We start from the raw sequence: 23,930 nt of genomic DNA, 5'->3' as shown, positions 1-23,930 counted from the left end.
ATGGCCGAGAGCGAGAGTGGCCAGGACAAAACAGAAGACCCCACGGAGAAACGTAAAAAGGACTCCCGGGAAAAGGGCGAGATTGCCCGCTCCAAAGAGCTCAATACCTTGGCGATCATGCTCGCAGGTTCCGGCGGCCTGCTGATCTACGGCGGTGGCTTGGCCCTGGACCTGATGGAGCTGATGCGCCTGAATTTCTCCCTGCCCCGTGACGTGCTGCTGAGCCCGGGCGCCATGGGCTTGTACCTGCTGCACTCCGGCAAAATCGCGATCCTGGCGGTGCAGCCGATCCTGATCACCTTGCTGTTGGCGGCATTGATCGGCCCGATCTCCCTCGGTGGCTGGTTGTTTGCCGCCGGCAGCATGGCGCCCAAATTCAGCCGGATGAACCCTGGCCCTGGGCTCAAACGGATGTTTTCCGCCAAGGCCCTGGTGGAGCTGCTCAAGGCCCTGGCCAAATTCATCCTTATCTTGTTCGTGGCGTTGACGGTGTTGTCATCTGACATCGACGACCTGCTGCGCATCGCCCATGAGCCAATCGAGCTGGCGATCATCCACAGTGTGCAAGTGGTGGGCTGGAGTACGCTGTGGATGGCCTGTGGGTTGATCATCATTGCGGCGGTGGACGCGCCGATCCAGCTGTGGGAAAGCCATAAGAAGCTGCTGATGACCAAGCAGGAAGTGCGCGACGAGCACAAGGACCAGGAAGGTCGGCCCGAGGTCAAACAGCGGATACGCCAACTGCAGCGCGAGATGTCCCAACGCAAGATGATGGCCTCGGTGCCCGACGCCGACGTGGTCATCACCAACCCGACCCACTACGCCGTGGCGCTCAAGTACGACCCGGAGAAGGGTGGGGCGCCGATGTTGCTGGCCAAGGGCAGTGACTTTACGGCGTTGAAAATCCGTGAGATTGCGGTGGCCAATGACATTTTGCTGCTGGAATCTGCGGAGTTGGCGCGGTCGATTTTCTACTCCACTGACCTGGATCAGGAGATCCCGGCCGGGTTGTATTTGGCGGTGGCCCAGGTGTTGGCGTACGTGTATCAGATTCGCCAGTACCGCGCGGGTAAGGGCAAGCGTCCGGATCCGTTGAAGGACTTGCCGATTCCGCCGGATTTGCGTCGGGATTCTTGATGTTGTAGCGCCGCTCCCGGCCTCTTCGCGAGCAAGCCCGCTCCCACATTTGACCGCGTTTCTACAGGATGTACACGGTCGAATGTGGGAGCGGGCTTGCTCGCGAAGGCGTACTGACAGGCAATCCATTTTTCAAGCCAGCCCTCCCTACCTGTCAACTCTGACAGTAGCGTTCCCTGCCGGTTTTGCGTTCTGATAGCGCTGCGACGCTGCGCACTCGGCGCATGTCCTCGAACAGATGTCGGGAGAACGGCGATGGCGACAGGCAAGGTCAAATGGTTCAACGCAGAGAAGGGTTTCGGCTTTATCACCCAGGACGAGGCCGGCGAGCCCGATCTGTTCGTGCATTTTTCGTCCATCCAGAGCGACGGATTCAAGACACTTGAAGAAGGCCAGCCGGTTGAATTCACGGTTGTGCAGGGCCCCAAAGGCCTGCAGGCCGACAAGGTGCGCCCTCGCTAAGCCTCCGAGCTTGTGTGGCGAGGGAGCTTGCTCCCGCTGGGGTGCGAAGCGCCCCCAATAAAGCTATCGCGGTTTTTCAGGCAAGACGCGCAAGCCGTTCTGGGGCTGCTGCGCAGCCCAGCGGGAGCAAGCTCCCTCGCCACAGGTTATGTGTGTATGGCGGCATCTCTTGCTGCCCGTCAGGCCGATCTGCTTCCTCAAGCAAAAGTTGGAAGGCTTCTTGCAATAGCGCCTTCAGGACGCCTTCTGGCGTCAAAAGTTTGCTTCAAGGAAACGAGGAATACCGGTGGATCGCTCTCAAATGCTCAGCACGGCCCGTGGCACCCTGACTGACCTCTCGCGAGGCAATCTGGGTGTGCCGTTGTTGTTGCTGGTGATGCTGGCAATGATGATGTTGCCGATGCCGCCGTTCCTGCTGGACGTGTTCTTCACCTTCAACATCGCGCTGTCCGTGGTCGTGCTGCTGGTGTGCGTATACGCCCTGCGGCCGCTGGATTTCGCGGTGTTCCCGACGATTCTGCTGATCGCCACGCTGCTGCGCCTGGCGCTTAACGTGGCCTCCACCCGGGTGGTGATGCTTCACGGCCAGGACGGCCACGCCGCTGCAGGCAAGGTGATCCAGGCCTTCGGTGAGGTGGTGATCGGCGGTAACTACGTGGTCGGTATCGTTGTTTTCGCCATCTTGATGATCATCAACTTCGTGGTAGTGACCAAGGGCGCCGGGCGGATTTCCGAGGTGAGCGCACGGTTCACCCTCGACGCCATGCCCGGCAAACAGATGGCCATCGACGCCGACCTGAACGCCGGCCTGATCGACCAGAACCAGGCCAAGACCCGCCGCCTTGAAGTCGCCCAGGAAGCCGAGTTCTACGGTTCCATGGACGGTGCCAGTAAATTCGTGCGCGGTGACGCCATCGCAGGCCTGCTGATTCTGTTTATCAACCTGATCGGCGGCATGGCGGTCGGTATCTTCCAGCACGGCATGACCTTCGGCGACGCCGGTAAGGTTTACGCCCTGCTGACCATCGGTGACGGTTTAGTGGCGCAATTGCCATCACTGTTGTTATCTACAGCTGCGGCGATCATGGTCACCCGTGCTTCGGGCTCCGAAGACATGGGCAAGCAGATCAGCCGGCAGATGTTTGCCTCGCCCAAGGCACTGGCCGTGGCGGCGGGCATCATGGCAATCATGGGCATCGTCCCGGGTATGCCGCATTTCTCCTTCTTGAGCATGGCGGCCCTGGCGGCAGGCGGTGCGTATCTGTTCTGGAAAAAGCAAAACAACATCAAAGTGATTGCCCAACAGGAAGTGGCGCGTCAGCAGGAGTTGCTGCCATCACCGGCCCGCGCCCAGGAAACCAAGGAGTTGGGCTGGGACGACGTGACCCCGATCGACATGATCGGCCTGGAAGTCGGCTACCGCCTGATTCCCCTGGTGGATCGCAACCAGGGCGGCCAATTGCTGGCGCGGATCAAGGGCGTGCGCAAGAAGCTGTCCCAGGACCTGGGCTTCCTGATGCCCACCGTACACATCCGCGACAACCTCGACCTGGCCCCGAGCGCCTACCGCCTGACCCTGATGGGCGTGATCCTGGCCGAAGCCGAGATCTACCCGGACCGCGAACTGGCGATCAACCCAGGCCAGGTGTTCGGCACGCTCAACGGGATTACCGCCAAAGATCCGGCTTTTGGCCTGGAAGCGGTCTGGATCGAAATCAGCCAGCGCAGCCAGGCGCAGTCGCTGGGCTACACCGTGGTAGATGCCAGCACCGTGGTTGCTACCCACCTCAACCAGATTCTGTACAAGCACTCCCACGAGCTGATCGGCCACGAAGAAGTCCAGCAACTCTTGCAATTGCTGGCCAAGGCCTCGCCAAAGCTCGCCGAAGAGCTGGTGCCGGGCGTGCTGTCTACCTCGCAACTGCTCAAGGTGCTGCAAGCGCTGTTGGCCGAACAGGTGCCGGTACGGGACATTCGCAGCATTGCCGAGGCCATCGCCAACAATGCCGCCAAGAGTCAAGATACTGCCGCCCTGGTGGCTGCAGTGCGCGTCGGATTGTCGCGCGCAATCGTCCAAAGCATTGTAGGGCTTGACTCCGAGCTGCCTGTTATCACCTTGGAGCCAAGGTTGGAACAAATATTGCTCAATAGTATTCAGAAGGCTGGGCAGGGCGCTGATGAAGGCGTGTTGCTGGAGCCAAGCATGGCTGAGAAGCTGCAGCGTTCGTTGATTGAGGCCGCGCAGCGCCAGGAAATGGAAGGCCATCCGGTGATCCTGCTGGTGGCAGGGCCCGTGCGGGCGATGTTGTCGCGGTTTGGACGCCTGGCTATTCCGAATTTGCACGTATTGGCTTACCAGGAAATTCCTGACAATAAGCAAGTGACTATCGTCGCGACAGTAGGGCCCAACGGCTGAGGTAGTGGGATATGCAAGTGAAGCGTTTTTTCGCCGCCGATATGCGTCAGGCCATGAAGCTGGTACGTGATGAGCTGGGCGCCGACGCTGCGATTATCGGTAACCGTCGTATTGCCGGCGGCGTTGAGCTGACGGCTGCCCTGGATTACAAGCCATCGGCCCTGGCGCCGCGTGTGCCGAACATGGAACTGGAAGACGAGCTGCGCAAGACCGCTTCGCGCATTGTCTCGGCCCAGGCTGAACTGAGCATGCGTGGCGACAGCGATGCGACCACCAATCGCCAGCTGTTTGCCGGCCTGCCGCTGACGGCGTCCGAGCCTCTGGTAGAACCGACGTTTGTTGAACCGCCGCGTCCTGCTGCGCCTGCCCCGGCCGCCGCGGTAGACCAGCGAGTGTTCGACTCGATGCGTTTTGAACTCAACGGCCTGCGTGAACTGCTGGAAGTGCAGTTGGGCTCGCTGGCCTGGAACCAGTTGCAGGGCAGCCAGCCGCAACAGGCCAACCTGTGGCGCCGCCTGCAACGCATTGGCCTGTCCGGCCCGTTGTCCCGCGACCTGCTGCAACTGACCACCCAGATTGAAGAACCTCGCCAGGCCTGGCGCATGCTCCTGGCCCACTTGGCGCGGATGATCGTCACCCCGGAAATCGAACCCCTGGAAGAAGGCGGCGTAATTGCCATGGTCGGCCCTGCCGGCATGGGCAAGACCACCACCCTGGCCAAGCTGGCCGCACGTTACGTGCTCAAGTACGGCGCACAGAACATCGCGCTGGTGAGCATGGACAGCTACCGCATTGGCGCCCAGGAACAACTCAAGACCCTGGGCCGTATCCTCAATGTGCCGGTGACCCACGTCGACCCGGGCCAGTCCCTGGCCAACGCCCTCGACCCACTGCTGCGCAAGCGCGTGGTGCTGATCGACACCGCCGGCCTGCAAGCCAGCGATCCGGCCCTGCGCATGCAACTGGAAAGCCTGGCCGGGCGCGGGATCAAATCCAGAAACTATTTGGTACTTGCCACCACCAGCCAGAAACAGGTATTGACCGCCGCCTACCACAGCTACAAGCGCTGCGGGCTGGCGGGCTGCATCCTGACTAAACTGGATGAAACGGCGAGCCTGGGCGAAGTATTGAGCCTGGCCATCAGTCATGAATTACCGGTCGCCTACCTGACCGACGGGCCGCGGATCCCGGATGATTTGCATCTGCCGCGCCGTCATCAGTTGGTCAGCCGGGCTGTCAGCGTGCAAATGCAGGAAGAACCCAGTGAGGAAGCGATGGCCGACATGTTCGCTGACCTCTACCACAGCCCGAACAAACGAGTCGGCTGAGGACAACATGAACACAGTGCAAAGTATCTACATCGATGGTCTGCCAGCAGTTCGCGCGGCCAACTTATGTAGCCTGCGTCTAAGCAAGACAAGGTAAAGAAATAAAATGGGCAGCATGCATCCCGTACAGGTGATCGCGGTGACCGGCGGCAAAGGTGGCGTCGGGAAAACTAACGTGTCAGTGAATTTGTCCCTGGCCCTGGCAGAGCTTGGCCGTCGCGTCATGCTGCTGGATGCTGACCTGGGTCTGGCGAACGTTGACGTTCTGCTGGGACTGACGCCCAAACATACCCTGGCCGACGTGATCGAAGGCCGCTGTGAGCTGCGCGACGTGCTGTTGCAGGGCCCCGGCGGGATCCGCATCGTGCCGGCTGCCTCCGGCACCCAGAGCATGGTGCACCTGAGCCCGGCGCAGCATGCCGGCCTGATTCAGGCGTTCAGCGACATCGGCGACAACCTCGACGTGCTGGTGATCGACACCGCCGCCGGGATCGGCGAGTCCGTGGTCAGCTTCGTGCGCGCAGCCCAGGAAGTGTTGCTGGTGGTGTGCGATGAGCCCACCTCGATCACCGACGCCTACGCCCTGATCAAACTGCTTAACCGTGACTACGGCATGAACCGCTTCCGCGTGCTGGCCAACATGGCCCAAAGCCCGCAAGAGGGGCGCAATCTGTTCGCCAAGTTGACCAAGGTCACAGATCGCTTCCTCGATGTCGCCTTACAATACGTTGGCGCAGTTCCTTACGACGAGTGCGTACGCAAGGCCGTGCAAAAGCAGCGTGCGGTCTATGAAGCGTTCCCACGTTCGAAGTGCGCATTGGCGTTCAAGGCTATTGCCCAGAAGGTCGATACCTGGCCATTGCCCGCCAACCCGCGTGGGCATCTGGAGTTTTTCGTCGAGCGTTTGGTGCATCAGACCAGCGCAGGACCGGTGCTATGACAGCCAGCGGCTACAACCTTTACAAGAAGTCGGCACGTGACAGTCAGGTCGAATTGATCGAGCGCTATGCGCCCCTGGTCAAGCGCATTGCCTATCACTTGCTGGCGCGCCTGCCCGCCAGCGTCCAGGTCGAAGACTTGATCCAGGCCGGGATGATCGGCTTGCTCGAAGTATCGACCAAGTACGACGCGAGCAAGGGTGCGAGTTTCGAGACATACGCGGGTATCCGTATCCGTGGGGCCATGCTCGATGAAGTGCGTAAAGGTGATTGGGCGCCGCGTTCGGTACACCGCAATACGCGGATGGTAAGTGACGCAATTCGCTCAATTGAAGCAAAAACCGGTCGCGACGCTAAAGATCACGAAGTTGCGGCCGAACTCCAATTGAGTCTCGACGATTATTACGGGATTTTGAACGATACCTTGGGCAGCCGCCTGTTCAGTTTCGACGACCTGCTGCAGGACGGCGAACATGAAGGGCTGCACGAGGACGGCGCGAGTGCCCATCTCGAACCGTCACGCGATCTGGAAGATGAACGCTTCCAGACTGCGCTGGCGGACGCGATTGCCAATTTGCCGGAGCGTGAGCGACTGGTGTTGGCGCTGTACTACGACGAAGAGCTGAACCTCAAGGAAATCGGTGAGGTCCTGGGGGTCAGCGAATCGCGGGTCAGCCAGTTACACAGCCAGTGCGCGGCCCGCTTGCGGGGGCGTTTGGGAGAGTGGCGAGCGCGCTGACAGGCAGTGTGGGGACACTGCGAACGATACCGTCCAGGCTCTGCGCCCGGACGGGCTTGGCCCGTGGTGCGCCCCCGGTAGTCCTTTTTGTGTAACGCCTGTTGATTGATATGGCGCGCCCAGGTGCTGGGCGCGTTTAAGACTGCTTGGAGGTCGAATTGGACAAGAACATGAAAATCCTCATCGTTGATGACTTCTCAACGATGCGGCGGATCATAAAAAACCTGTTGCGTGACCTTGGGTTCACTAACACGGTCGAGGCGGATGACGGCATTACGGCGATTCCGATCCTCAACAGCGGGAGCATCGACTTTCTGGTAACAGACTGGAACATGCCGGGCATGACCGGTATCGATCTGCTGCGCCATGTTCGCGCTGATGAAAAACTGCGCAGCCTGCCTGTGCTGATGGTGACCGCTGAAGCCAAGCGTGAACAGATCATCGAAGCCGCCCAAGCCGGGGTTAACGGCTACGTGGTCAAGCCATTCACTGCACTGGCCTTGAAAGAGAAGATCGAAAAAATCTTCGAACGCATCGGTCATTGATGCTGCCACGGGGGAGCTATGGAGCATAAAGAATCATCGCAGGCCGACTTTGAGTCGACCCTGAAAAAACATGCTCACCAACTCGTCGAAAGCCTTGAAAAAGGCCAGTTCGGTGACGCGGTGCAGTTAATCCATGAGCTCAACCAGACCCGTGATCGCGGCCTGTACCAGGAAGTGGGCAAGCTCACGCGTGAGTTGCACAGTGCGATTGTCAATTTTCAGATTGACCCGCACATGCCCCAGGCCGAAGAAATCTCGCAGATCACTGATGCCACCGAACGCCTGTCCTATGTGGTCAGGCTGACTGAGGCGGCGGCCAACCGCACCATGGACCTGGTGGAAAACGCCACGCCTCTGGTCAACGGTATGGCCAGTGAAGCCAAGGCCCTGAGTACTGACTGGGGCCGGTTCATGCGTCGGGAAGTGGGCGCTGAAGAGTTTCGTGAACTGGCGCGTCGGGTCGAAGGCTTTTTGTCGCGCAGCGAGCAGGAAAACCGCACGGTTTCCAGCAACCTCAATGACATTCTGCTGGCCCAGGACTACCAGGACCTTACCGGCCAGGTGATCAAGCGCGTGACCCAACTGGTCACCGAAGTGGAAAGCAACCTGCTCAAACTGGTGTTGATGGCGGGTCAAGTTGACCGGTTTGCCGGCATCGAACATGACCGCGAAGCGATCCTTTCTGAAAAAGATCCACAAAAACACCTCGCCAAGGGTGAAGGTCCGCAGATTCATGCCGATAAACGTGAAGACGTTGTATCCGGGCAAGACGACGTAGACGATTTGCTGTCCAGTTTAGGCTTCTAAGGAGCACACCCATGAGCTTCGGCGCCGATGAAGAAATCCTTCAGGATTTCCTTGTAGAGGCCGGCGAAATTTTAGAGCAACTGTCCGAACAACTGGTCGAGCTGGAAAGCCGACCGGATGATGCGAACCTGCTCAATGCAATTTTTCGCGGTTTTCACACTGTAAAAGGGGGCGCCGGCTTCCTCCAGCTCCATGAGCTGGTGGAGTGCTGTCACATCGCCGAGAACGTGTTCGACATCCTGCGCAAGGGCGAACGGCACGTCGACTCGGAACTGATGGACGTGATCCTGGAAGCGCTGGACGCGGTCAATGGCATGTTCAGTGAAGTGCGCGAACGTGCGCCGATCACTGCGGCCACGCCGGAACTGCTGGCCGCCCTGGCGCGCCTGGCAGAACCTGCGGCCAATGCGCCGGCGGTTGAAGCGGTGGCTGAGCCTGTTGCCGAGCCTGCGGGCGACGTGACCGACAGCGAATTCGAACAACTGCTGGACTCGCTGAACGCCGTCAAGGCCCAAGCCGAGGCTCCAGCGGCCAGTGCGCCGGCCATGGTTCCGACCACCGAAGACATTACCGACGCCGAGTTTGAGTCGTTGCTCGACCAGTTGCACGGCAAGGGCCAGTTTGCCCCGGACGCGGTGGCCGCAGCGCCAGCGCCAGCGCCAACGCAAGCCGCGGCGCCTGCCAGCAATGAAATCACCGACGACGAATTCGAAGCGCTGCTGGACCAGTTGCACGGCAAAGGCTCGTTTGCCGCCGACGCACTGCCGGAAGTCGCCGCAACAGCCGCTGCACCGGCGGCACCCGCTGCTGCTGCACCGGCCGCTGATGGCCTGATCTCCGATCACGAATTCGAATCCCTGCTGGATGAGCTGCACGGCAAAGGCAAGTTCACCGAAGTGGCTGGCGCTGCTGCACCGGCTGCTACGTCCGATACTGCGGTTGCAACGCCGGCTCCGGTGGCCGCCAAGGCCGCTGCGCCAGTGGCTGCCAAACCGGCGCCTGCACCGGCGCCTGCACCAGCACGTGCCGCTGCTGCCCCAGCCCCGGACAAGCCACCGGCCAGTGAAGCCGAAACCACCGTGCGGGTTGATACCGCGCGCCTGGACGACATCATGAACATGGTCGGCGAACTGGTACTGGTGCGTAACCGTCTGGTGCGCCTGGGCCTGAACAGCGGCGATGAGGCCATGCAAAAGGCTGTGTCGAACCTCGACGTGGTCACCGCAGACCTGCAAACCGCCGTCATGAAGACCCGGATGCAGCCGATCAAGAAAGTCTTCGGCCGCTTCCCGCGTCTGGTTCGCGACCTGGCACGCCAGCTCAAGAAAGAGATCAACCTGGAACTGGTGGGTGAAGAAACCGACCTCGACAAAAACCTTGTCGAGGCCCTGGCCGACCCGCTGGTCCACTTGGTGCGCAACGCTGTCGACCACGGCATCGAGTCACCGGAAGAACGCGAAGCCTCGGGCAAGACTCGTCTGGGCAAAGTGATTCTGGCGGCCGAACAGGAAGGCGACCATATCCTGCTGTCGATCACCGATGACGGCAAAGGCATGGACCCGACCGTACTGCGCAACATTGCGGTCAAGCGTGGCGTGATGGACAAGGACGCTGCCGACCGCCTGACCGATACCGAGTGCTACAACCTGATTTTTGCGCCGGGCTTCTCGACCAAGACCGAGATTTCCGACGTGTCGGGCCGTGGCGTGGGCATGGACGTGGTGAAGACCAAGATCAGCCAGCTCAACGGCTCGATCAACATCTACTCGACCAAGGGCCAGGGTTCGAAGATCGTCATCAAGGTGCCGTTGACCCTGGCGATCATGCCGACCCTGATGGTGATGCTGGGCAACCAGGCATTCGCCTTCCCGCTGGTCAACGTCAACGAAATTTTCCACCTCGACCTGTCGCGCACCAACGTGGTGGACGGCCAGGAAGTGGTGATCGTGCGCGACAAGGCGTTGCCACTGTTCTACCTCAAGCGCTGGCTGGTGGCATCGGCTGCCCATGAAGAGCAGCGCGAAGGCCATGTGGTGATTCTCTCCGTGGGCACCCAGCGTATCGGCTTTGTCGTCGATCAACTGGTGGGCCAGGAAGAAGTGGTCATCAAGCCTTTGGGCAAAATGCTGCAGGGAACCCCGGGCATGTCGGGTGCGACCATTACCGGTGACGGTCGGATCGCGCTGATTCTCGATGTTCCGAGCATGCTCAAGCGTTACGCCGCACGGCGTATTTGATTCGGTCCGGGCAGGGCGGTTGTCCCTCGCCCGGCCTAACGGAGTGTTTATGGTAGTCAAGGTCCTGGTGGTGGACGATTCGGGTTTCTTCCGCCGCCGCGTCTCGGAAATTCTTTCATCGGATTCCAATATCCAGGTGGTCGGCACGGCCACCAACGGCAAAGAGGCGATCGATCAGGCCCTGGCCCTCAAGCCAGACGTGATCACCATGGACTACGAGATGCCGATGATGGACGGCATCACGGCGGTGCGGCACATCATGCAGCGCTGCCCGACTCCGGTGTTGATGTTCTCTTCGCTGACCCACGAAGGCGCCCGGGTAACCCTGGATGCGCTGGACGCTGGCGCGGTGGACTTCCTGCCGAAGAATTTCGAAGACATCTCGCGCAACCCCGAGAAGGTCAAGCAGATGCTCTGCGAGAAGGTGCACAGCATCTCCCGCAGTAACCGTCGCAGCTTGTTCAGTGCGCCGGCGCCGGCACCTGTTACGCCGCCACCGGCAGCCCCGAGCACCTTTGGTCGCCCGGCGCCTGCACCGGTTGCGCGTCCGGCAGTTGCCCCTGTGCGTGCGGCTGCGCCCACCACGCATTCGCCTGCACCCAAGCGCAAAGCCTACAAGCTGGTTGCCATCGGTACGTCCACGGGTGGCCCGGTTGCCTTGCAGCGGGTGTTGACCCAGTTGCCGGCCAACTTCCCGGCCCCGATCGTGTTGATCCAGCACATGCCTGCCGCGTTCACCAAGGCGTTTGCCGAGCGCCTGGACAAGCTGTGCCGCATCAGCGTCAAGGAAGCCGAGGATGGCGACATTCTGCGCCCGGGCCTGGCACTGCTGGCCCCTGGCGGCAAGCAGATGATGATCGATGGCCGTGGCGCGATCAAAATCCTGCCGGGTGACGAACGCTTGAACTACAAGCCGTGTGTGGATATCACCTTCGGTTCTGCGGCCAAGTCCTATGGTGACAAAGTTCTGGCGGTGGTGTTGACCGGCATGGGCGCCGACGGCCGTGAAGGCGCACGCCTGCTCAAGCAGGGCGGCAGCGCGATCTGGGCCCAGGATGAAGCCAGCTGCGTGATCTATGGCATGCCCATGGCTATCGTCAAAGCTGACCTGGCCGACGCCGTGTACAGCCTGGACGACATCGGCAAGCACCTGGTGGAGGCCTGCCTCTAATGGATGTATTGAGCCTGATTGGCATCATCATGGCGTTTGTCGCGATTATTGGCGGCAACTACCTCGAAGGTGGCCACCTGGGTGCCCTGGCCAACGGCCCGGCGGCGTTGATTGTGATCGGCGGCACGGTGGGCGCGGCGTTGTTGCAGTCGCCCATGAGCTCGTTCAAGCGCGCGATGCAGATCCTGATCTGGATCATTTTTCCGCCACGCGTCGACTTGCCGGGTGGCATCGACCGCGTGGTCAACTGGAGCCTCACGGCGCGCAAGGAAGGCCTGCTGGGCCTTGAAGGCGTGGCCGATGCCGAGCCCGACAGTTATTCGCGCAAAGGCCTGCAATTGCTGGTGGATGGCGCCGAGCCGGAGGCGATTCGCAGCATCCTGGAAGTGGATTTCTACACCCAGGAAAGCCGCGACATCAACGCCGCCAAAGTCTTTGAAAGCATGGGTGGTTATGCGCCGACCATCGGCATCATTGGTGCGGTGATGGGCTTGATCCACGTGATGGGCAACCTGGCCGATCCGTCGCAGCTGGGCAGCGGGATTGCGGTGGCGTTCGTCGCCACCATTTACGGCGTGGCCAGTGCCAACCTGGTGCTGTTGCCGGTGGCCAGCAAGCTCAAGTCGATCGCCATGCGCCAGTCGCGTTATCGCGAGATGTTGCTCGAAGGCATCCTCTCGATTGCCGAGGGTGAAAACCCGCGCTCCATCGAATTGAAGCTCCAGGGCTTCATGGATTGATGATGGATATCGATACGGCTTCGCGCTGGCGAACGGGCTTTTTGTGGCGAGCGAGCTTGCTCGCGTCGGGTTGCGCAGCAGCCCCAACACGGGCTACTCGGTTTCGGCAGGAGAGCAGCGGTGAGCTTGTTGGGGCCGCTTCGCGCCCCAGCGCGAGCAAGCTCGCTCGCCACGGTGAGCCCTATACCCAAAAACTCGGGGAGGTTCTATGAGCCGTCGCCGTCGCGAACCTGAAGAGCACGTCAACCATGAACGCTGGCTGGTGTCCTACGCCGACTTCATTACGCTGCTGTTCGCGTTTTTTGTGGTGATGTACTCCATTTCCTCGATCAATGAAGGCAAGTACAAAGTCATTTCCCAGGCGCTGATCGGCGTGTTCAACGACGCCGATCGCGCACTCAAGCCGATACCGATTGGCGAAGAACGCCCCAAGACCGTGACCCCGGCCAAGCCGCTGGTCAATGACAGCGACGAAACCGCCGCCGGCATCGGTGGCACCAGAGACCCGCTGAAAAGTATCGCCGATGATATCAGCGCGGCTTTTGGCGACCTGATCAGCTCCAACCAGATGACCGTGCGCGGCAATGAGTTGTGGGTGGAAATCGAGCTTAATTCCAGCCTGCTGTTTGCCAGTGCCGATGCGATGCCCAGCGACCAGGCGTTCACTATCATCGACAAGGTGGCGGCGATCCTGAAGCCGTTTGAAAACCCGGTCCACGTTGAAGGTTTTACCGATAACCTGCCGATCAATACGGCGCAGTACCCGACCAACTGGGAGCTGTCTTCGGCCCGTGCGGCGAGCATTGTGCGGATGCTCGCAATGCAGGGCGTGAACCCCGGGCGCCTGGCGTCAGTGGGGTATGGCGAGTTCCAGCCGGTGGCCAATAACGCCACGGCAGAAGGCCGCGCGCGCAACCGCCGGGTGGTGCTGGTGGTGTCGCGCAACCTGGATGTGCGCCGCAGCCTGACCGGTACCGGCACTGCCAATGCAACACCGGATGCCGCCTTGAAGCGGGCTGGCACACAAACTGCACCAGCGCCCGTAAAGGCGCCGGTTCGCGGGAGTGCCGTCAATTCTCCGTCACCGGCTCTATAACCCCATGCAATTTCTCGGTCGAGCCTGTGCCTGCCGGGAGGAACAATCCGAATGAGAGTCTGGGCAGTTGCCAATCAAAAGGGTGGTGTCGGTAAAACCACCACTTCCATCGCCTTGGCCGGCTTGCTGGCCGAGGCCGGTAAGCGTGTGGTCGTGGTCGACCTGGACCCCCACGGCTCCATGACCAGCTATTTTGGCTATGATCCGGACGCCCTGGAACACAGTTGCTACGACCTGTTCCTGCACAAGGGCAGCGTGCCGGCCGACTTGCCGGGCCAACTGCTGCTGCCCACCAGCAATGAAAAAATCTCGCTGTTGCCATCCAGCACCGCCCTGGCCACCCTTGAGCGCCAGTCGCCGGGGCAGAGCGGGCTGGGCCTGGTGATCGCCAAGACCCTGGCGCAGCTGTGGCAGGACTTCGACTACGCGATCATCGACAGCCCGCCGTTGCTGGGTGTGCTGATGGTCAACGCCCTGGCTGCCAGCCAACAGCTGGTGATCCCGGTGCAGACCGAGCATCTGGCCGTCAAAGGCCTGGAACGCATGGTCAGCACCCTGGCGATGATCAACCGCTCGCGCAAACAGGCGTTGCCGTTCAGCATCGTGCCGACCCTGTTTGACCGCCGTACCCAGGCGTCCCTCGGCACCTTGCGCGTGTTGCGCGATGCGTATCCGGACACCATCTGGCAGGGCTACATCCCGGTGGACACGCGCCTGCGTGATGCGAGCCGCGCCGGGCTGACGCCTTCGCAATTCGACGGTAAAAGCCGTGGTGTGCTGGCGTATCGGGCGTTACTCAAGCACCTGTTGTCCCAGCAACTTGTGGCGCAGGTGGCGTGATGATCATTGTAGGAGCCTGGCTTGCCAGCGATGCAGACGCCGCAGTTTTACTGACTCAACCGGCTTTCGATTCAAGTCTGGACGCCCACAGGCCGATAACCTTTGAATACAGGGTTGATGGGGCTTGCGCGTGGGCATACACATGAACCGTCCCGTTGATTTCAAGACCCGGCCGCAACTGGCGCTGGAGTCCTACCTGGACGCCTTGCTGCAAGACGCGACCGAGGAAATGCCGGAACCGATTCTGATCCTCGATGAGGTCATCGAGCCTGAGCCTGCGGCGCTGGACGAGTTTCAACTGGCGGTCCTGGAAGAACAGGCCCGTGATGCGTTGGTGGTTCCCGTAGCGGTACCGGTTGCAGTGCCAGTGCCCGTCGCGCCCGTGGTGGTCGAGCCGGTGGTTGAGGTTCACCTCCCGCCGAGCATCACCCCGCCACCGGTGCAGGGCGATGGTCGCCCGGCGTGGGCCGCCGAGCCGTTTGAATGTTTGCTGTTCGACGTTGCCGGGCTGACCCTGGCGGTGCCGCTGGTGTGCCTGGGCTCGATCTACTCCCTGGAAGGCCAGGAGTTGACGCCGTTGTTCGGCCAGCCGGAATGGTTCCTCGGGATATTGCCGAGCCAGCAGGGCAACTTGAAGGTTCTGGACACGGCGCGTTGGGTGATGCCCGACCGCTACCGCGATGATTTCCGCCAGGGCCTGCAATACGTTATTTCGGTCCAGGGCTACGAGTGGGGGCTGGCGGTGCATCAAGTCAGCCGCTCGCTGCGCCTGGACCCCAACGAAATCAAATGGCGCAGCCACCGCGGCCAGCGGCCATGGCTGGCGGGCACCGTGATCGAACACATGTGCGCGTTGCTGGATGTCGCCGAACTGGCGGAGTTGATTGCCAGCGGCGCAGTAAAAGATATGCCGCTTAACAAACGCACTTGATAACAAGCGCAGCGCTGTAGCGCTGCCCAAGAACACACACCGTAACCAACGGTATTTGAAGGGGTCTGGAGTATGAACAAGTCAGTGTCCGCACAAGGTCTGGTGGATGATCCAATCCTGCAATGGGTCACCTTCAAACTCGACAACGAGTCCTACGGCATCAACGTGATGCGTGTGCAGGAAGTGCTGCGCTACACCGAAATCGCTCCGGTTCCGGGTGCCCCAAGCTACGTGCTGGGCATCATCAACCTGCGCGGTAACGTGGTGACCGTGATCGACACCCGCCAGCGTTTTGGCCTGGTGCCGACCGAAGTCAACGACAACACCCGCATCGTGATCATCGAGGCCGACAAGCAAGTGGTCGGGATCATGGTCGACAGCGTGGCGGAAGTGGTTTACCTGCGCCAATCTGAAGTTGAGACCGCGCCGAACGTCGGCAACGAAGAGTCGGCCAAGTTCATCCAGGGTGTCTGCAACAAGAACGGCGAACTGCTGATTCTGGTTGAGCTGGACAAGATGATGAGCGAAGAAGAATGGCAGGATCTGGAGAATATCTGATTGATCCTTGAGGTAGCGGTGATCGTCCTGGCCATCCTATGGGCCGGGACCTTGGGCTTCCTGCTGCGCTATGTGCGCCAGCAACGGGAATTGGCCACTAAACAGGCCGAGCGCGATGCCGTACGCGACCGGCGCATCCTGGAGCTGGCCAAGCGGGTCGACCACTTCCAGCAGAGCACTGTGCGTGTGGGCGATGAAGTGCACGAGCTGCGTGCGGTACTTGCGCCGTTGCCGGACAAGTTGTCGGCGCTGGAGCAGCGTGACCCGTCGAGCCTGTCGTTTGCCCAGGCGGCGAAGCTGGTGGGCATGGGCGCGACGGTGGATGAGCTGACTCAGTCCTGCGGGTTGACCCAGGCTGAGGCGCAGTTGATGAGCCGGTTGCACAAGGACGGCTGAAGGTTACGAGCTGCAAGCGGGGTTGCTTGCAGCTTATAGCTGATGCCGGTTGCTCAGCCATTCGGCCATTGTCGAGTCCTCCAGGGCGTATTCGCCACGGTTGGCTTTCCAGACCAATTCCTTCTCCCGCAACACTTCCAGTGCTTTCTGAACGTTTGGCGTGCTGGCGTTCGGCTCAGCCTGGGCCAACTCCAATTTGCTGTTTACGTCCAAGAAGGTTTTTTCCGCAAAAGGGGAGAACGGCTGCTTGCCCAGGGTTCTTTCGCCCATCACTTCGAGCACTGCTTGTTGCAGGGGAGAGAGGTCGTTGTAGGCGCTCTCGTAGTCGCTCCAGATCCCGGCCTGGTGATTGAGCGCCCCTGTCCTCAGCAACTCGCCAAGGTTACTGGCCTCCCCCAGGCCCACGCTCACTTCAGTCAATAGTTTGTTGAGCATTTCCGGGCGTCGGCCGACGAGCTGGAACGCATAGTCCATGTCCTCAAGGTTGAACTGGTTGGTCGCGGCCAGTCGCTGGTTCCACAGGCCAGTCACGAACTCGACATAATCCCTGCCCAGCAACGGGAACGGCGTGATGTGGGCGCCAAAGAAGGGTTGTTTGCTCTTAAGCACCAGGTTGGCCAGTTTGTCCCGGCTGGAACCTGTGAACACCAGGCGCAGGCCATCTGCCGTGCTGCCACCGTTGAGATGATCCCGTGCAGCCTTGAGGGCGAACATTGCATTCACGCCACCTTCGCTGTTGAGGGCGTGCTGGGCCTCGTCCACGATCAGCACTATCATTTGGCCCGAGACTTGGTGCAGCACGTCCAGTGCGTGGGTGAGCGTCGTGCCGGCTGGCAGTTGAGGTTTGGTGAAATCCCAACTCAGGGTGCGCAGCAAGCTGATCTTTTCGATGCCGGCTTTCTTGGCCGCTTTGCTCACTGCGCTTTCGAATTCGCCCAAGGCTTTGCCGATGGCGCCGGAAATCAGCTCGGCGGGGTCGATTTCGCGGTTCGTCCACAGGTCTACATAAACGGGTAGCCAGCCCCGAGCCGTGCATTCGGGGATAAGGTCATTGCGCAGGAAAGTACTTTTGCCCGTACGGCGAGGCGCCGCGAGGAACATGCCGGAGCTGTAATCGGCAAATGACTCGCCTGCCAAATCACGTGCGAGCGCATCCGCCAGTGGCTTTCGATTAAGGATCGGGCGGGTAGGGCTCATGGGTTTATCCTGAACTATCTAGTTTGGGATAATCTATACCTTGGTAGATATAATTGCTATACATCGAGCGGCTGCAGCTACTCACTAGAGCGTGTTGTTGGCTTTCTTCGCGCAGGGATAGCGTTCGGCAATTGCACTTCTCACCAGACGCGCCGTGCCGAATCGTGCTGACGCAGGGTGTTTCTCACGGTAGTCCAGAACGATATCCACCAGACGCCCTGGTTCCAGGGCCTCCGGCAGGCAAAGGCGCCTGCTTCTGGGCACGAGTTCGTCCATGTATTGCAGTGTGTCCAGCACGCCTCCGGTCGTGCCAAGGCAATAGGCGGCCTGGTAGGACGGTGGCGCATCCGATGACATCTTCCTGGCCTCGCGACAGGCTGCGAGGTAGTCACGCGCCTCATCGTTGGCCGTTGCCATCAGGGAAAACAAACAAAGGTTCAGGGCTACCAGGATTGAAGTCGGTTTCAACTGCCGCTCTCCGGGGTCAAGGGTCGGCGACAGGTTAATCCGCAGTTGTTACGGCTTGGTCATCGCTGGGACTGCGAGCCTAGAGCCCTTTGCTTTTCAGCAGCACCGCGTGGTCAAGATAGAGCTGGACCGGGTTCACGTTCCAACCGGTGATGCCTGCCAACTGGTTGACCGCATCGAAGTGGTCCATGGGATAGTCTGATTTGATCACTTTGCCCAGGTGCGAGCTGTTCTGGCCAACCAGCCCGTCGTTGGCGTTTTTCTCGTTATAGAACAACAACGACAACGCGATACAGTTCAAATGGCTCAGGTCGAGCAGTTGTGGCTTGGAGCCTTGCACGATCCCGCTCCAGGAATAGTAATACACGCCGTTTTCCACTTCGTTGCCTTCACCGCCCCACACGGCAGGCACCCCTTGCGGGTACTTGAGGTTGAAGGCTGCCAACCCTTCAGTGGTCAAGGACTCGAAAGCCGCCGCGGCGTCCTGAGGGTTTGTCGGGTGGCCGCTGATCAGCGAAATGAAGATGCCGACGGCATTCAGGATGGCCTCCGCCACGGCGGTGGGAAGGGTGCCGGGGATCAGGGCCTTGCGTAGCTGGTCGGCAATTTCGGAACCAAAGTTGGGGCAACTCACGGATGTCACCGACGCGACCTTTTCCGGGTGAATGGCTGCGACGTAGCGTGCGGCCAGCGGGCCCTGGCTATGGCCAATCAGGTTGACCTTAGCGGCGCCGGTTTGCTGCAGGATGAGATTGACCTGCTCCAGCAGCTTCTCACCGCGTTCTTCGTTGCCGTTGACGGCTGGAATATTCACGGTAAATACCTTGGCGCCGGCTCGCTCCAGGGCTGGCTGGATATTGAAAAAGTAGGGATAACCGGCGATTGAATCGAATCCGAAAAGGCCATGAACCAAAACCATCGGATATTGGGTAGATGCTTCCTTGCTCATAGGGGTACCTGTCGATAGCGAGTTCAAGTGGAACAGATGCTATTGACTGCACGATCTGTCAGCGTTAACCGTAGCCTACAAATGGGTGAAGCGTCGGCGACGATTAGTAATCGTCGCCTCTTTGCGTCACATCCCGCTCCACCGGCCCCGCATCCGGGTCATAGCCCACCGGGAACTTGCCCTTCAACGTCCACGCAAACGCGATGATCTCGGCGACGGTGCGATACAGCTCTTCCGGGATGCTGTCGCCCAATTCCATGCGCGCCAGTAATTTGACCAGCTCGGCATTTTCGTAGATCGGGACTTCGTTTTCCCGGGCCAGCTTGAGGATGGCTTCGGCCAGGGCATCGTCGCCCTTGGCGGTGAGGGTGGGCGCTTGTTGCCCGTCGTATTTGAGGGCAATGGCCTGGCGGGGCGGGTTGGGGTTTTTCATGCGGTTTCATCCACCCAGCGTTGTTCAAGGCCGGTTTTAGGGCCGCGCGGCGGGGTGCCGAGGTGGCAGTCGAGGTCGCCGACGTTGAGCCCCGACGACACCAGGCGTTCGCGCAGGCTGCCCAGGTGGCTTTCGATCAGGCTGGCAGTGAACGGACGGGTCGCCCACAACTGGCTGGACAGTTTGCCCTGGCTCAATTGGGCCTGGACCTGCAACGGACCCAGCGGCTCCATGTCGAGGGCCATTTCCACGCGCCAGAGCATTTGCTTGGGGTCCTTGCTGTCTTTGCGTTCGGGCTGCTCCTTGTCGGGGGCCGGTTCTTCACGCTGGAACTTGACCTGCAACGGCACGATGTCTTGCAAGGTGCGCATGGGGATTTCCAGCTGCCAGGTGGTCAAGAGCTTGCCGTCGGCGGTGGTGCCGGTTTGTTCCAGGCTCGACAGTTGATGGCTTTGCAGGCGGGAAATGGCGCCGGCGGCCAAGCGCAGCAGGTTTTCCAGGTCGCTTTCACCTTCCAGGCGTTGCATCAGCCGATCGGGCAGCGGAAAGCCTGCGGGCGTTTGGCGGGCGCCGACCTGGCCGAGGGTGCCCAACGGGCTGCGCACGAAGCTGGGCAGCAGTTGCGCCAGGGTGTTGGCGGCCAGGATCGCATTGAGGTTGGTGTTGGCGGGCAGGGCAGGCAGCAGGTCGGCGACGAAGCGCAGCAGGGCGCCTTTCATGTCCAGTGGCGGTATCTGCGGGTTTTGCCCGGCGAGCAGCTTGGCTTCCAGGAACGTCCCGCTGTTTTGGATCAGTTGCGCCAGCACCTTCGGATTGCTGGCTTGGGCCAGGTCGGGGAGGCTCGCCAGCAAGCGCGCGGCGGCAGCGCGCAGGTCGACCGAGGTGCTGTCGCTGCTGGTCGCAGGCAGGCCTTGCAGCGCGGCGAACACCACGTCCAGCGAACCTTGGCGGCTTTGCTGGGTGGAGAGTTGTTGGGCCACGGCCAGTTGATCCTGGCGCCCGCTCAGCGGCACAAAGCTCAAGGTCTGCGCACTTTGCACCACAGCGCTGAGCAAGCTGGCGATGCGCAATGGCTGCGGGCTTTCGACGGTCAGGGTCGCGCCGCTGAGGGCGTTATTGAGCACCGACACCAGCGAGCGATACACCACCGGCTGGTTGGCGCCCTGTGGCAGCGCCTGGGTGGTCAGCACCTTGCCTTGCAGCAACGTGCCCACCGGTAATTGGGTGGTGTCGATGCGCGTCAGCGCGGCGACGCTGGAGCTCAGCGCCTGCTGCAAGCTGATGGACAAATTGCCCGACGGCGTCTGGCTGACCTCCACATTAGTGCCCAACGGCAGCGGCTGGCTGCTGGTGGCCTGCACCAGGGTTTGCCGACCGCCTTCCAGGGTCAGCTTGAGCAGCAACTGAAACGCGTCACCGCCTTGTTTAAGGGCCAGCACCTCGGCGTTCACGGTTTTTCCGGGGTCAATCAGGCCCGTCTGCGGCTCCAGCAGTTTCAGCAGCTCACCCGTCGCAGGCGCGGGCGCAGGCCCGGCTGGCAGCGTCGGAGGAAGCGTAGGTAGATTGATCTCACCGGTCATCGTGCGCGCCGTCTCAAGGGAAATTGCCCTCTTTAGAGTAGGGCATCACATGTATAATGCCGCCCGTCTTCAAAGAGAGCGTTAAAAACAACACAACTGATTGATCCAGCTCTCTAAAAACGGTCGCCAAAGCAGTTAATGTGCACCTCTTTAACGGCCGTTCCACCGCCGACTTGAACCGTAAAGGCCCGCGATCTCTTGACCAGCCCTCTTCTAGAAGCCGTAGCGCTTGCCTGTGAACGTGACCTGCGGATGCTGTTCGAAAATCTCGAACTGCGTCTGGTGCGCGGCGACATGGTGCAGGTCAGCGGCCCCAACGGCAGCGGCAAGACCAGCCTGTTGCGCCTGTTGGCCGGCTTGATGCAGCCGACGGCGGGCGAAGTGCGGCTCAACGGCAAACCGTTGCACGAGCAGCGCACGGAACTGGCCCGCAACCTGATCTGGATCGGCCACGCCGCCGGGATCAAGGACGTGCTCACCGCCGAAGAAAACCTCAGTTGGCTCAGTGCCCTGCATCATCCCGCAAGCCGCGAGGCCATCTGGCAGGCTCTGGCCGCGGTTGGCCTCAAGGGTTTCGAAGACGTTCCCTGCCACACCCTGTCCGCCGGCCAGCAGCGCCGCGTAGCCCTGGCCCGCCTGTACCTGGACGGCCCGCCGCTGTGGATTCTCGACGAACCCTTCACCGCCCTCGACAAACAAGGCGTCGCCCAGCTTGAAGAACACCTGGCCACCCATTGCGAGCAGGGCGGGATGGTGCTCCTGACCACCCACCACACGTTGGCGCGCATGCCCGCCGGTTACCGCGATCTTGATCTGGGCCGGTGGTCGGTATGAGTGTATTTGCCCTGTTGGTGGCCCGCGAAGCGCGGTTACTCTGTCGCCGCCCGGCCGAACTGGCCAACCCGCTGGTGTTCTTCGCGATTGTGATCGCGCTGTTCCCGTTGGCGGTCGGCCCCGAGACTAAACTGTTGCAAACCTTGTCTCCGGGACTGGTCTGGGTGGCGGCGCTTTTGTCGGTCCTGCTCTCGCTGGACGGGCTGTTTCGCAGTGATTTTGAAGACGGTTCCCTTGAACAGTGGGTCCTTTCGTCGCACCCTCTGCCTCTTCTGGTTCTGGCCAAGGTACTGGCACACTGGGCGTTTTCCGGCCTGGCGCTGGTATTGCTCGCGCCGCTGCTGGCGATGATGCTGGGATTGCCCACCGAGTGCCTGCCGGTGTTGCTCCTGTCATTATTGCTGGGCACGCCGGTGCTCAGTTTGTTGGGTGCCGTAGGTGCGGCGCTGACAGTCGGTTTGAAACGCGGCGGCCTGTTGCTGGCCCTGCTGATTTTGCCTTTGTATATCCCGGTGTTGATCCTGGGCAGCGGCGCTCTGCAAGCCGCGCTCCAGGGCATGCCGGCGACCGGTTACCTCCTGTGGCTTGGCAGCCTGGCCGCCCTGGCGGTAACCCTGACACCCTTTGCTATAGCGGCTGGCCTGAAGATCAGCGTCGGCGAATAATGAGGTCTGGTTAAGCGTTGTCTTAATCAGTAAAGACCCTAGGCTTCTTGCAACGACAAGAAGCAACCGTGATGGAAACAGCATGAACTGGACCTGGTTTCACAAGCTCGGCTCGCCCAAATGGTTTTACGGCATCAGTGGCAAACTGCTGCCGTGGTTGAGCATCGCTGCTGTATTGCTGATCGGCGTCGGCGTGGTCTGGGGCCTGGCCTTCGCGCCGCCGGACTACCAGCAAGGCAACAGCTTTCGCATCATCTACATCCACGTTCCTGCCGCGATGCTGGCCCAGTCCTGCTACGTGATGCTGGCGGTGTGCGGCGTCGTCGGCCTGGTGTGGAAGATGAAGCTGGCGGACGTTGCCCTGCAATGCGCCGCGCCCATCGGTGCCTGGATGACCGCCGTGGCGCTGGTCACCGGTGCGATCTGGGGCAAGCCGACCTGGGGTTCGTGGTGGGTGTGGGATGCGCGACTCACGTCGATGCTGATCCTGCTGTTCCTGTACTTCGGTCTGATTGCGCTGGGCAACGCCATCAGCAATCGTGACAGCGCCGCCAAGGCCTGCGCAGTGCTGGCGATTGTCGGCGTGATCAACATCCCGATCATCAAATACTCGGTGGAGTGGTGGAGCACCCTGCACCAGGGCGCCACCTTCACCCTTACCGAAAAGCCGGCAATGCCCGTGGAAATGTGGGCGCCGCTGCTGCTGATGGTGCTGGGGTTCTACTGCTTCTTCGGCGCCGTGCTGCTGTTGCGCATGCGCCTCGAAGTGCTCAAGCGTGAAGCCCGCACCAGTTGGGTCAAGGCCGAAGTGCAAAACAGCCTGGGAGCCCGTGGATGAGCTTCAACTCTTTCAGTGATTTTCTCGCCATGGGCCATCACGCCCTGTACGTCTGGACGGCCTATGGCATCTGCCTGGCGGTGCTGGCCCTCAACGTCGCCGCGCCGATCCTGGCCCGCAAGCGTTACCTGCAACAAGAGGCGCGTCGTTTGCGCCGGGAGACCGAAAAGTGAATCCGCTGCGTAGAAAGCGTCTGTTGATCATCCTGGCCATCATGGCCGGTGTCGGCATTGCCGTGACCCTGGCCCTGAGCGCCCTGCGGGAGAACATCAACCTGTTCTACACCCCGACCCAAATCGCCAACGGCGAAGCGCCGCTGGACACGCGAATTCGTGCCGGTGGCATGGTCGAGAAAGGCTCGCTGCAACGTTCCGGCGATTCCCTGGACGTCAAATTCATCGTCACCGACTTCAACAAATCCGTGACCATCACCTACCGCGGCATCCTCCCGGACCTGTTCCGCGAAGGGCAGGGCATCGTCGCCCTTGGCAAACTCAACGCCGACGGCGTGGTGGTGGCCGATGAAGTGCTGGCCAAACACGATGAAAAATACATGCCGCCGGAAGTCACCAAGGCCCTCAAAGACAGCGGCCAATCCGCCCCGACCCCCGCCAAGGAGGGCTAA

Annotated in this window: 26 protein-coding genes; 21 read left to right on the top strand and 5 right to left on the bottom strand. The window is 60.9% G+C overall.

Annotated features, from left to right (window positions below; all coding sequences use genetic code 11):
- The 16 genes from flhB (at position 1) to CEC48_RS17830 (ending at position 16,341) form a co-directional block, all read left to right on the top strand.
- Complete coding sequence (gene flhB / locus CEC48_RS17910) at positions 1 to 1,137, top strand: flagellar biosynthesis protein FlhB (RefSeq protein WP_088424941.1); 1,137 nt, start codon at positions 1 to 3, stop codon at positions 1,135 to 1,137.
- 255 nt (positions 1,138 to 1,392) lie between these two features.
- The gene (locus tag CEC48_RS17905) at positions 1,393 to 1,599 is read left to right on the top strand and encodes a cold-shock protein (protein ID WP_088424940.1); all 207 of its coding nucleotides are present in this window, start codon (positions 1,393 to 1,395) and stop codon (positions 1,597 to 1,599) included.
- A gap of 301 nt (positions 1,600 to 1,900) precedes the next feature.
- On the top strand, positions 1,901 to 4,015 hold the full coding sequence (gene flhA / locus CEC48_RS17900) for a flagellar biosynthesis protein FlhA (protein WP_371917770.1): 2,115 nt from the start codon (positions 1,901 to 1,903) through the stop codon (positions 4,013 to 4,015).
- Positions 4,016 to 4,026: 11 nt separating this feature from the next.
- The gene (flhF, locus tag CEC48_RS17895) at positions 4,027 to 5,343 is read left to right on the top strand and encodes a flagellar biosynthesis protein FlhF (protein WP_088424938.1); all 1,317 of its coding nucleotides are present in this window, start codon (positions 4,027 to 4,029) and stop codon (positions 5,341 to 5,343) included.
- A gap of 106 nt (positions 5,344 to 5,449) precedes the next feature.
- On the top strand, positions 5,450 to 6,283 hold the full coding sequence (fleN, locus tag CEC48_RS17890; RefSeq protein ID WP_003192912.1) for a flagellar synthesis regulator FleN: 834 nt from the start codon (positions 5,450 to 5,452) through the stop codon (positions 6,281 to 6,283).
- The gene (gene fliA / locus CEC48_RS17885) at positions 6,280 to 7,020 is read left to right on the top strand and encodes an RNA polymerase sigma factor FliA (protein WP_010166121.1); all 741 of its coding nucleotides are present in this window, start codon (positions 6,280 to 6,282) and stop codon (positions 7,018 to 7,020) included. The genes fleN and fliA overlap by 4 nt, the downstream gene beginning before the upstream one ends.
- 170 nt (positions 7,021 to 7,190) lie before the next feature.
- Positions 7,191 to 7,565 (top strand): chemotaxis response regulator CheY, encoded by a 375-nt coding sequence (locus CEC48_RS17880; protein WP_005790040.1) that lies wholly within the window; start codon positions 7,191 to 7,193, stop codon positions 7,563 to 7,565.
- Between the two features lie 18 nt (positions 7,566 to 7,583).
- The gene (locus CEC48_RS17875) at positions 7,584 to 8,372 is read left to right on the top strand and encodes a protein phosphatase CheZ (protein WP_063028114.1); all 789 of its coding nucleotides are present in this window, start codon (positions 7,584 to 7,586) and stop codon (positions 8,370 to 8,372) included.
- Positions 8,373 to 8,383: 11 nt separating this feature from the next.
- Positions 8,384 to 10,609 carry a chemotaxis protein CheA gene (locus CEC48_RS17870; protein ID WP_088424937.1) on the top strand — a complete coding sequence of 742 codons (2,226 nt, stop codon included), beginning with the start codon at positions 8,384 to 8,386 and terminating at the stop codon, positions 10,607 to 10,609.
- Between the two features lie 49 nt (positions 10,610 to 10,658).
- Entirely contained in the window at positions 10,659 to 11,780 is a 1,122-nt protein-coding gene (locus tag CEC48_RS17865) for a chemotaxis response regulator protein-glutamate methylesterase (protein ID WP_088424936.1), read from the top strand.
- Positions 11,780 to 12,520 carry a flagellar motor protein gene (locus tag CEC48_RS17860; protein WP_088424935.1) on the top strand — a complete coding sequence of 247 codons (741 nt, stop codon included), beginning with the start codon at positions 11,780 to 11,782 and terminating at the stop codon, positions 12,518 to 12,520. Before CEC48_RS17865 ends, CEC48_RS17860 begins: the two co-directional genes overlap by 1 nt.
- Positions 12,521 to 12,728: 208 nt before the next feature.
- Positions 12,729 to 13,616: a flagellar motor protein MotD gene (gene motD / locus CEC48_RS17850; RefSeq protein WP_088424933.1), complete on the top strand. Its 888-nt coding sequence runs from the start codon at positions 12,729 to 12,731 to the stop codon at positions 13,614 to 13,616.
- A 51-nt stretch (positions 13,617 to 13,667) separates the two neighbouring features.
- The gene (locus CEC48_RS17845; protein ID WP_003210643.1) at positions 13,668 to 14,456 is read left to right on the top strand and encodes a ParA family protein; all 789 of its coding nucleotides are present in this window, start codon (positions 13,668 to 13,670) and stop codon (positions 14,454 to 14,456) included.
- 142 nt (positions 14,457 to 14,598) lie between these two features.
- The gene (locus CEC48_RS17840; RefSeq protein WP_088424932.1) at positions 14,599 to 15,387 is read left to right on the top strand and encodes a CheW domain-containing protein; all 789 of its coding nucleotides are present in this window, start codon (positions 14,599 to 14,601) and stop codon (positions 15,385 to 15,387) included.
- 72 nt (positions 15,388 to 15,459) lie between these two features.
- Entirely contained in the window at positions 15,460 to 15,945 is a 486-nt protein-coding gene (locus CEC48_RS17835; RefSeq protein WP_003210641.1) for a chemotaxis protein CheW, read from the top strand.
- Positions 15,946 to 16,341, top strand: coding sequence for a DUF2802 domain-containing protein (locus tag CEC48_RS17830; RefSeq protein WP_088424931.1), 396 nt, complete (start codon positions 15,946 to 15,948; stop codon positions 16,339 to 16,341).
- A 33-nt stretch (positions 16,342 to 16,374) separates the two neighbouring features.
- On the opposite strand, the gene CEC48_RS17825 is transcribed toward CEC48_RS17830, so the two are convergent.
- The 5 genes from CEC48_RS17825 to CEC48_RS17805 all read right to left on the bottom strand — a co-directional run bounded on the left by CEC48_RS17825 (position 16,375) and on the right by CEC48_RS17805 (position 20,968).
- Positions 16,375 to 17,538, bottom strand: coding sequence for a hypothetical protein (locus tag CEC48_RS17825; RefSeq protein WP_088424930.1), 1,164 nt, complete (start codon positions 17,536 to 17,538; stop codon positions 16,375 to 16,377).
- An 84-nt stretch (positions 17,539 to 17,622) separates the two neighbouring features.
- On the bottom strand, positions 17,623 to 18,006 hold the full coding sequence (locus CEC48_RS17820; protein ID WP_088424929.1) for a Rap1a/Tai family immunity protein: 384 nt from the start codon (positions 18,004 to 18,006) through the stop codon (positions 17,623 to 17,625).
- Positions 18,007 to 18,085: 79 nt separating this feature from the next.
- Complete coding sequence (locus CEC48_RS17815; protein WP_088424928.1) at positions 18,086 to 18,955, bottom strand: triacylglycerol lipase; 870 nt, start codon at positions 18,953 to 18,955, stop codon at positions 18,086 to 18,088.
- Between the two features lie 103 nt (positions 18,956 to 19,058).
- On the bottom strand, positions 19,059 to 19,388 hold the full coding sequence (locus CEC48_RS17810; protein ID WP_088424927.1) for an EscU/YscU/HrcU family type III secretion system export apparatus switch protein: 330 nt from the start codon (positions 19,386 to 19,388) through the stop codon (positions 19,059 to 19,061).
- Entirely contained in the window at positions 19,385 to 20,968 is a 1,584-nt protein-coding gene (locus tag CEC48_RS17805; RefSeq protein WP_088424926.1) for a flagellar hook-length control protein FliK, read from the bottom strand. Before CEC48_RS17805 ends, CEC48_RS17810 begins: the two co-directional genes overlap by 4 nt.
- A gap of 198 nt (positions 20,969 to 21,166) precedes the next feature.
- On the opposite strand from CEC48_RS17805, the gene ccmA reads away from it, so the two are divergent.
- The 5 genes from ccmA (at position 21,167) to ccmE (ending at position 23,930) form a co-directional block, all read left to right on the top strand.
- The gene (gene ccmA, locus CEC48_RS17800; RefSeq protein WP_088424925.1) at positions 21,167 to 21,802 is read left to right on the top strand and encodes a cytochrome c biogenesis heme-transporting ATPase CcmA; all 636 of its coding nucleotides are present in this window, start codon (positions 21,167 to 21,169) and stop codon (positions 21,800 to 21,802) included.
- On the top strand, positions 21,799 to 22,467 hold the full coding sequence (ccmB, locus tag CEC48_RS17795; RefSeq protein ID WP_003210635.1) for a heme exporter protein CcmB: 669 nt from the start codon (positions 21,799 to 21,801) through the stop codon (positions 22,465 to 22,467). The genes ccmA and ccmB overlap by 4 nt, the downstream gene beginning before the upstream one ends.
- 82 nt (positions 22,468 to 22,549) lie before the next feature.
- Positions 22,550 to 23,305, top strand: coding sequence for a heme ABC transporter permease (locus CEC48_RS17790; RefSeq protein ID WP_088424924.1), 756 nt, complete (start codon positions 22,550 to 22,552; stop codon positions 23,303 to 23,305).
- Positions 23,302 to 23,478, top strand: coding sequence for a heme exporter protein CcmD (gene ccmD, locus CEC48_RS17785; protein WP_008434788.1), 177 nt, complete (start codon positions 23,302 to 23,304; stop codon positions 23,476 to 23,478). Before CEC48_RS17790 ends, ccmD begins: the two co-directional genes overlap by 4 nt.
- The gene (gene ccmE, locus CEC48_RS17780; RefSeq protein ID WP_008434786.1) at positions 23,475 to 23,930 is read left to right on the top strand and encodes a cytochrome c maturation protein CcmE; all 456 of its coding nucleotides are present in this window, start codon (positions 23,475 to 23,477) and stop codon (positions 23,928 to 23,930) included. Before ccmD ends, ccmE begins: the two co-directional genes overlap by 4 nt.

The sequence above is a fragment of the Pseudomonas sp. K2I15 genome, assembly GCF_002204795.1.
GTDB lineage: Bacteria > Pseudomonadota > Gammaproteobacteria > Pseudomonadales > Pseudomonadaceae > Aquipseudomonas.
This window is presented reverse-complemented; position numbering and strand designations above follow the sequence as displayed.

Coding starts and splice junctions, on each gene's coding strand:
- ccmD (WP_008434788.1), top strand. CDS start 23,302: ATGAGCTTCAACTCTTTCAGTGATTTTCTCGCCATGGGCCATCACGCC.
- CEC48_RS17805 (WP_088424926.1), bottom strand. CDS start 20,968: ATGACCGGTGAGATCAATCTACCTACGCTTCCTCCGACGCTGCCAGCC.
- ccmB (WP_003210635.1), top strand. CDS start 21,799: ATGAGTGTATTTGCCCTGTTGGTGGCCCGCGAAGCGCGGTTACTCTGT.
- fliA (WP_010166121.1), top strand. CDS start 6,280: ATGACAGCCAGCGGCTACAACCTTTACAAGAAGTCGGCACGTGACAGT.
- CEC48_RS17875 (WP_063028114.1), top strand. CDS start 7,584: ATGGAGCATAAAGAATCATCGCAGGCCGACTTTGAGTCGACCCTGAAA.
- CEC48_RS17845 (WP_003210643.1), top strand. CDS start 13,668: ATGAGAGTCTGGGCAGTTGCCAATCAAAAGGGTGGTGTCGGTAAAACC.
- CEC48_RS17860 (WP_088424935.1), top strand. CDS start 11,780: ATGGATGTATTGAGCCTGATTGGCATCATCATGGCGTTTGTCGCGATT.
- flhB (WP_088424941.1), top strand. CDS start 1: ATGGCCGAGAGCGAGAGTGGCCAGGACAAAACAGAAGACCCCACGGAG.
- CEC48_RS17815 (WP_088424928.1), bottom strand. CDS start 18,955: ATGAGCAAGGAAGCATCTACCCAATATCCGATGGTTTTGGTTCATGGC.
- fleN (WP_003192912.1), top strand. CDS start 5,450: ATGGGCAGCATGCATCCCGTACAGGTGATCGCGGTGACCGGCGGCAAA.
- CEC48_RS17810 (WP_088424927.1), bottom strand. CDS start 19,388: ATGAAAAACCCCAACCCGCCCCGCCAGGCCATTGCCCTCAAATACGAC.
- CEC48_RS17835 (WP_003210641.1), top strand. CDS start 15,460: ATGAACAAGTCAGTGTCCGCACAAGGTCTGGTGGATGATCCAATCCTG.
- CEC48_RS17825 (WP_088424930.1), bottom strand. CDS start 17,538: ATGAGCCCTACCCGCCCGATCCTTAATCGAAAGCCACTGGCGGATGCG.
- CEC48_RS17905 (WP_088424940.1), top strand. CDS start 1,393: ATGGCGACAGGCAAGGTCAAATGGTTCAACGCAGAGAAGGGTTTCGGC.
- flhA (WP_371917770.1), top strand. CDS start 1,901: ATGCTCAGCACGGCCCGTGGCACCCTGACTGACCTCTCGCGAGGCAAT.
- motD (WP_088424933.1), top strand. CDS start 12,729: ATGAGCCGTCGCCGTCGCGAACCTGAAGAGCACGTCAACCATGAACGC.
- CEC48_RS17870 (WP_088424937.1), top strand. CDS start 8,384: ATGAGCTTCGGCGCCGATGAAGAAATCCTTCAGGATTTCCTTGTAGAG.
- CEC48_RS17790 (WP_088424924.1), top strand. CDS start 22,550: ATGAACTGGACCTGGTTTCACAAGCTCGGCTCGCCCAAATGGTTTTAC.
- flhF (WP_088424938.1), top strand. CDS start 4,027: ATGCAAGTGAAGCGTTTTTTCGCCGCCGATATGCGTCAGGCCATGAAG.
- CEC48_RS17880 (WP_005790040.1), top strand. CDS start 7,191: ATGAAAATCCTCATCGTTGATGACTTCTCAACGATGCGGCGGATCATA.
- CEC48_RS17840 (WP_088424932.1), top strand. CDS start 14,599: ATGAACCGTCCCGTTGATTTCAAGACCCGGCCGCAACTGGCGCTGGAG.
- CEC48_RS17865 (WP_088424936.1), top strand. CDS start 10,659: ATGGTAGTCAAGGTCCTGGTGGTGGACGATTCGGGTTTCTTCCGCCGC.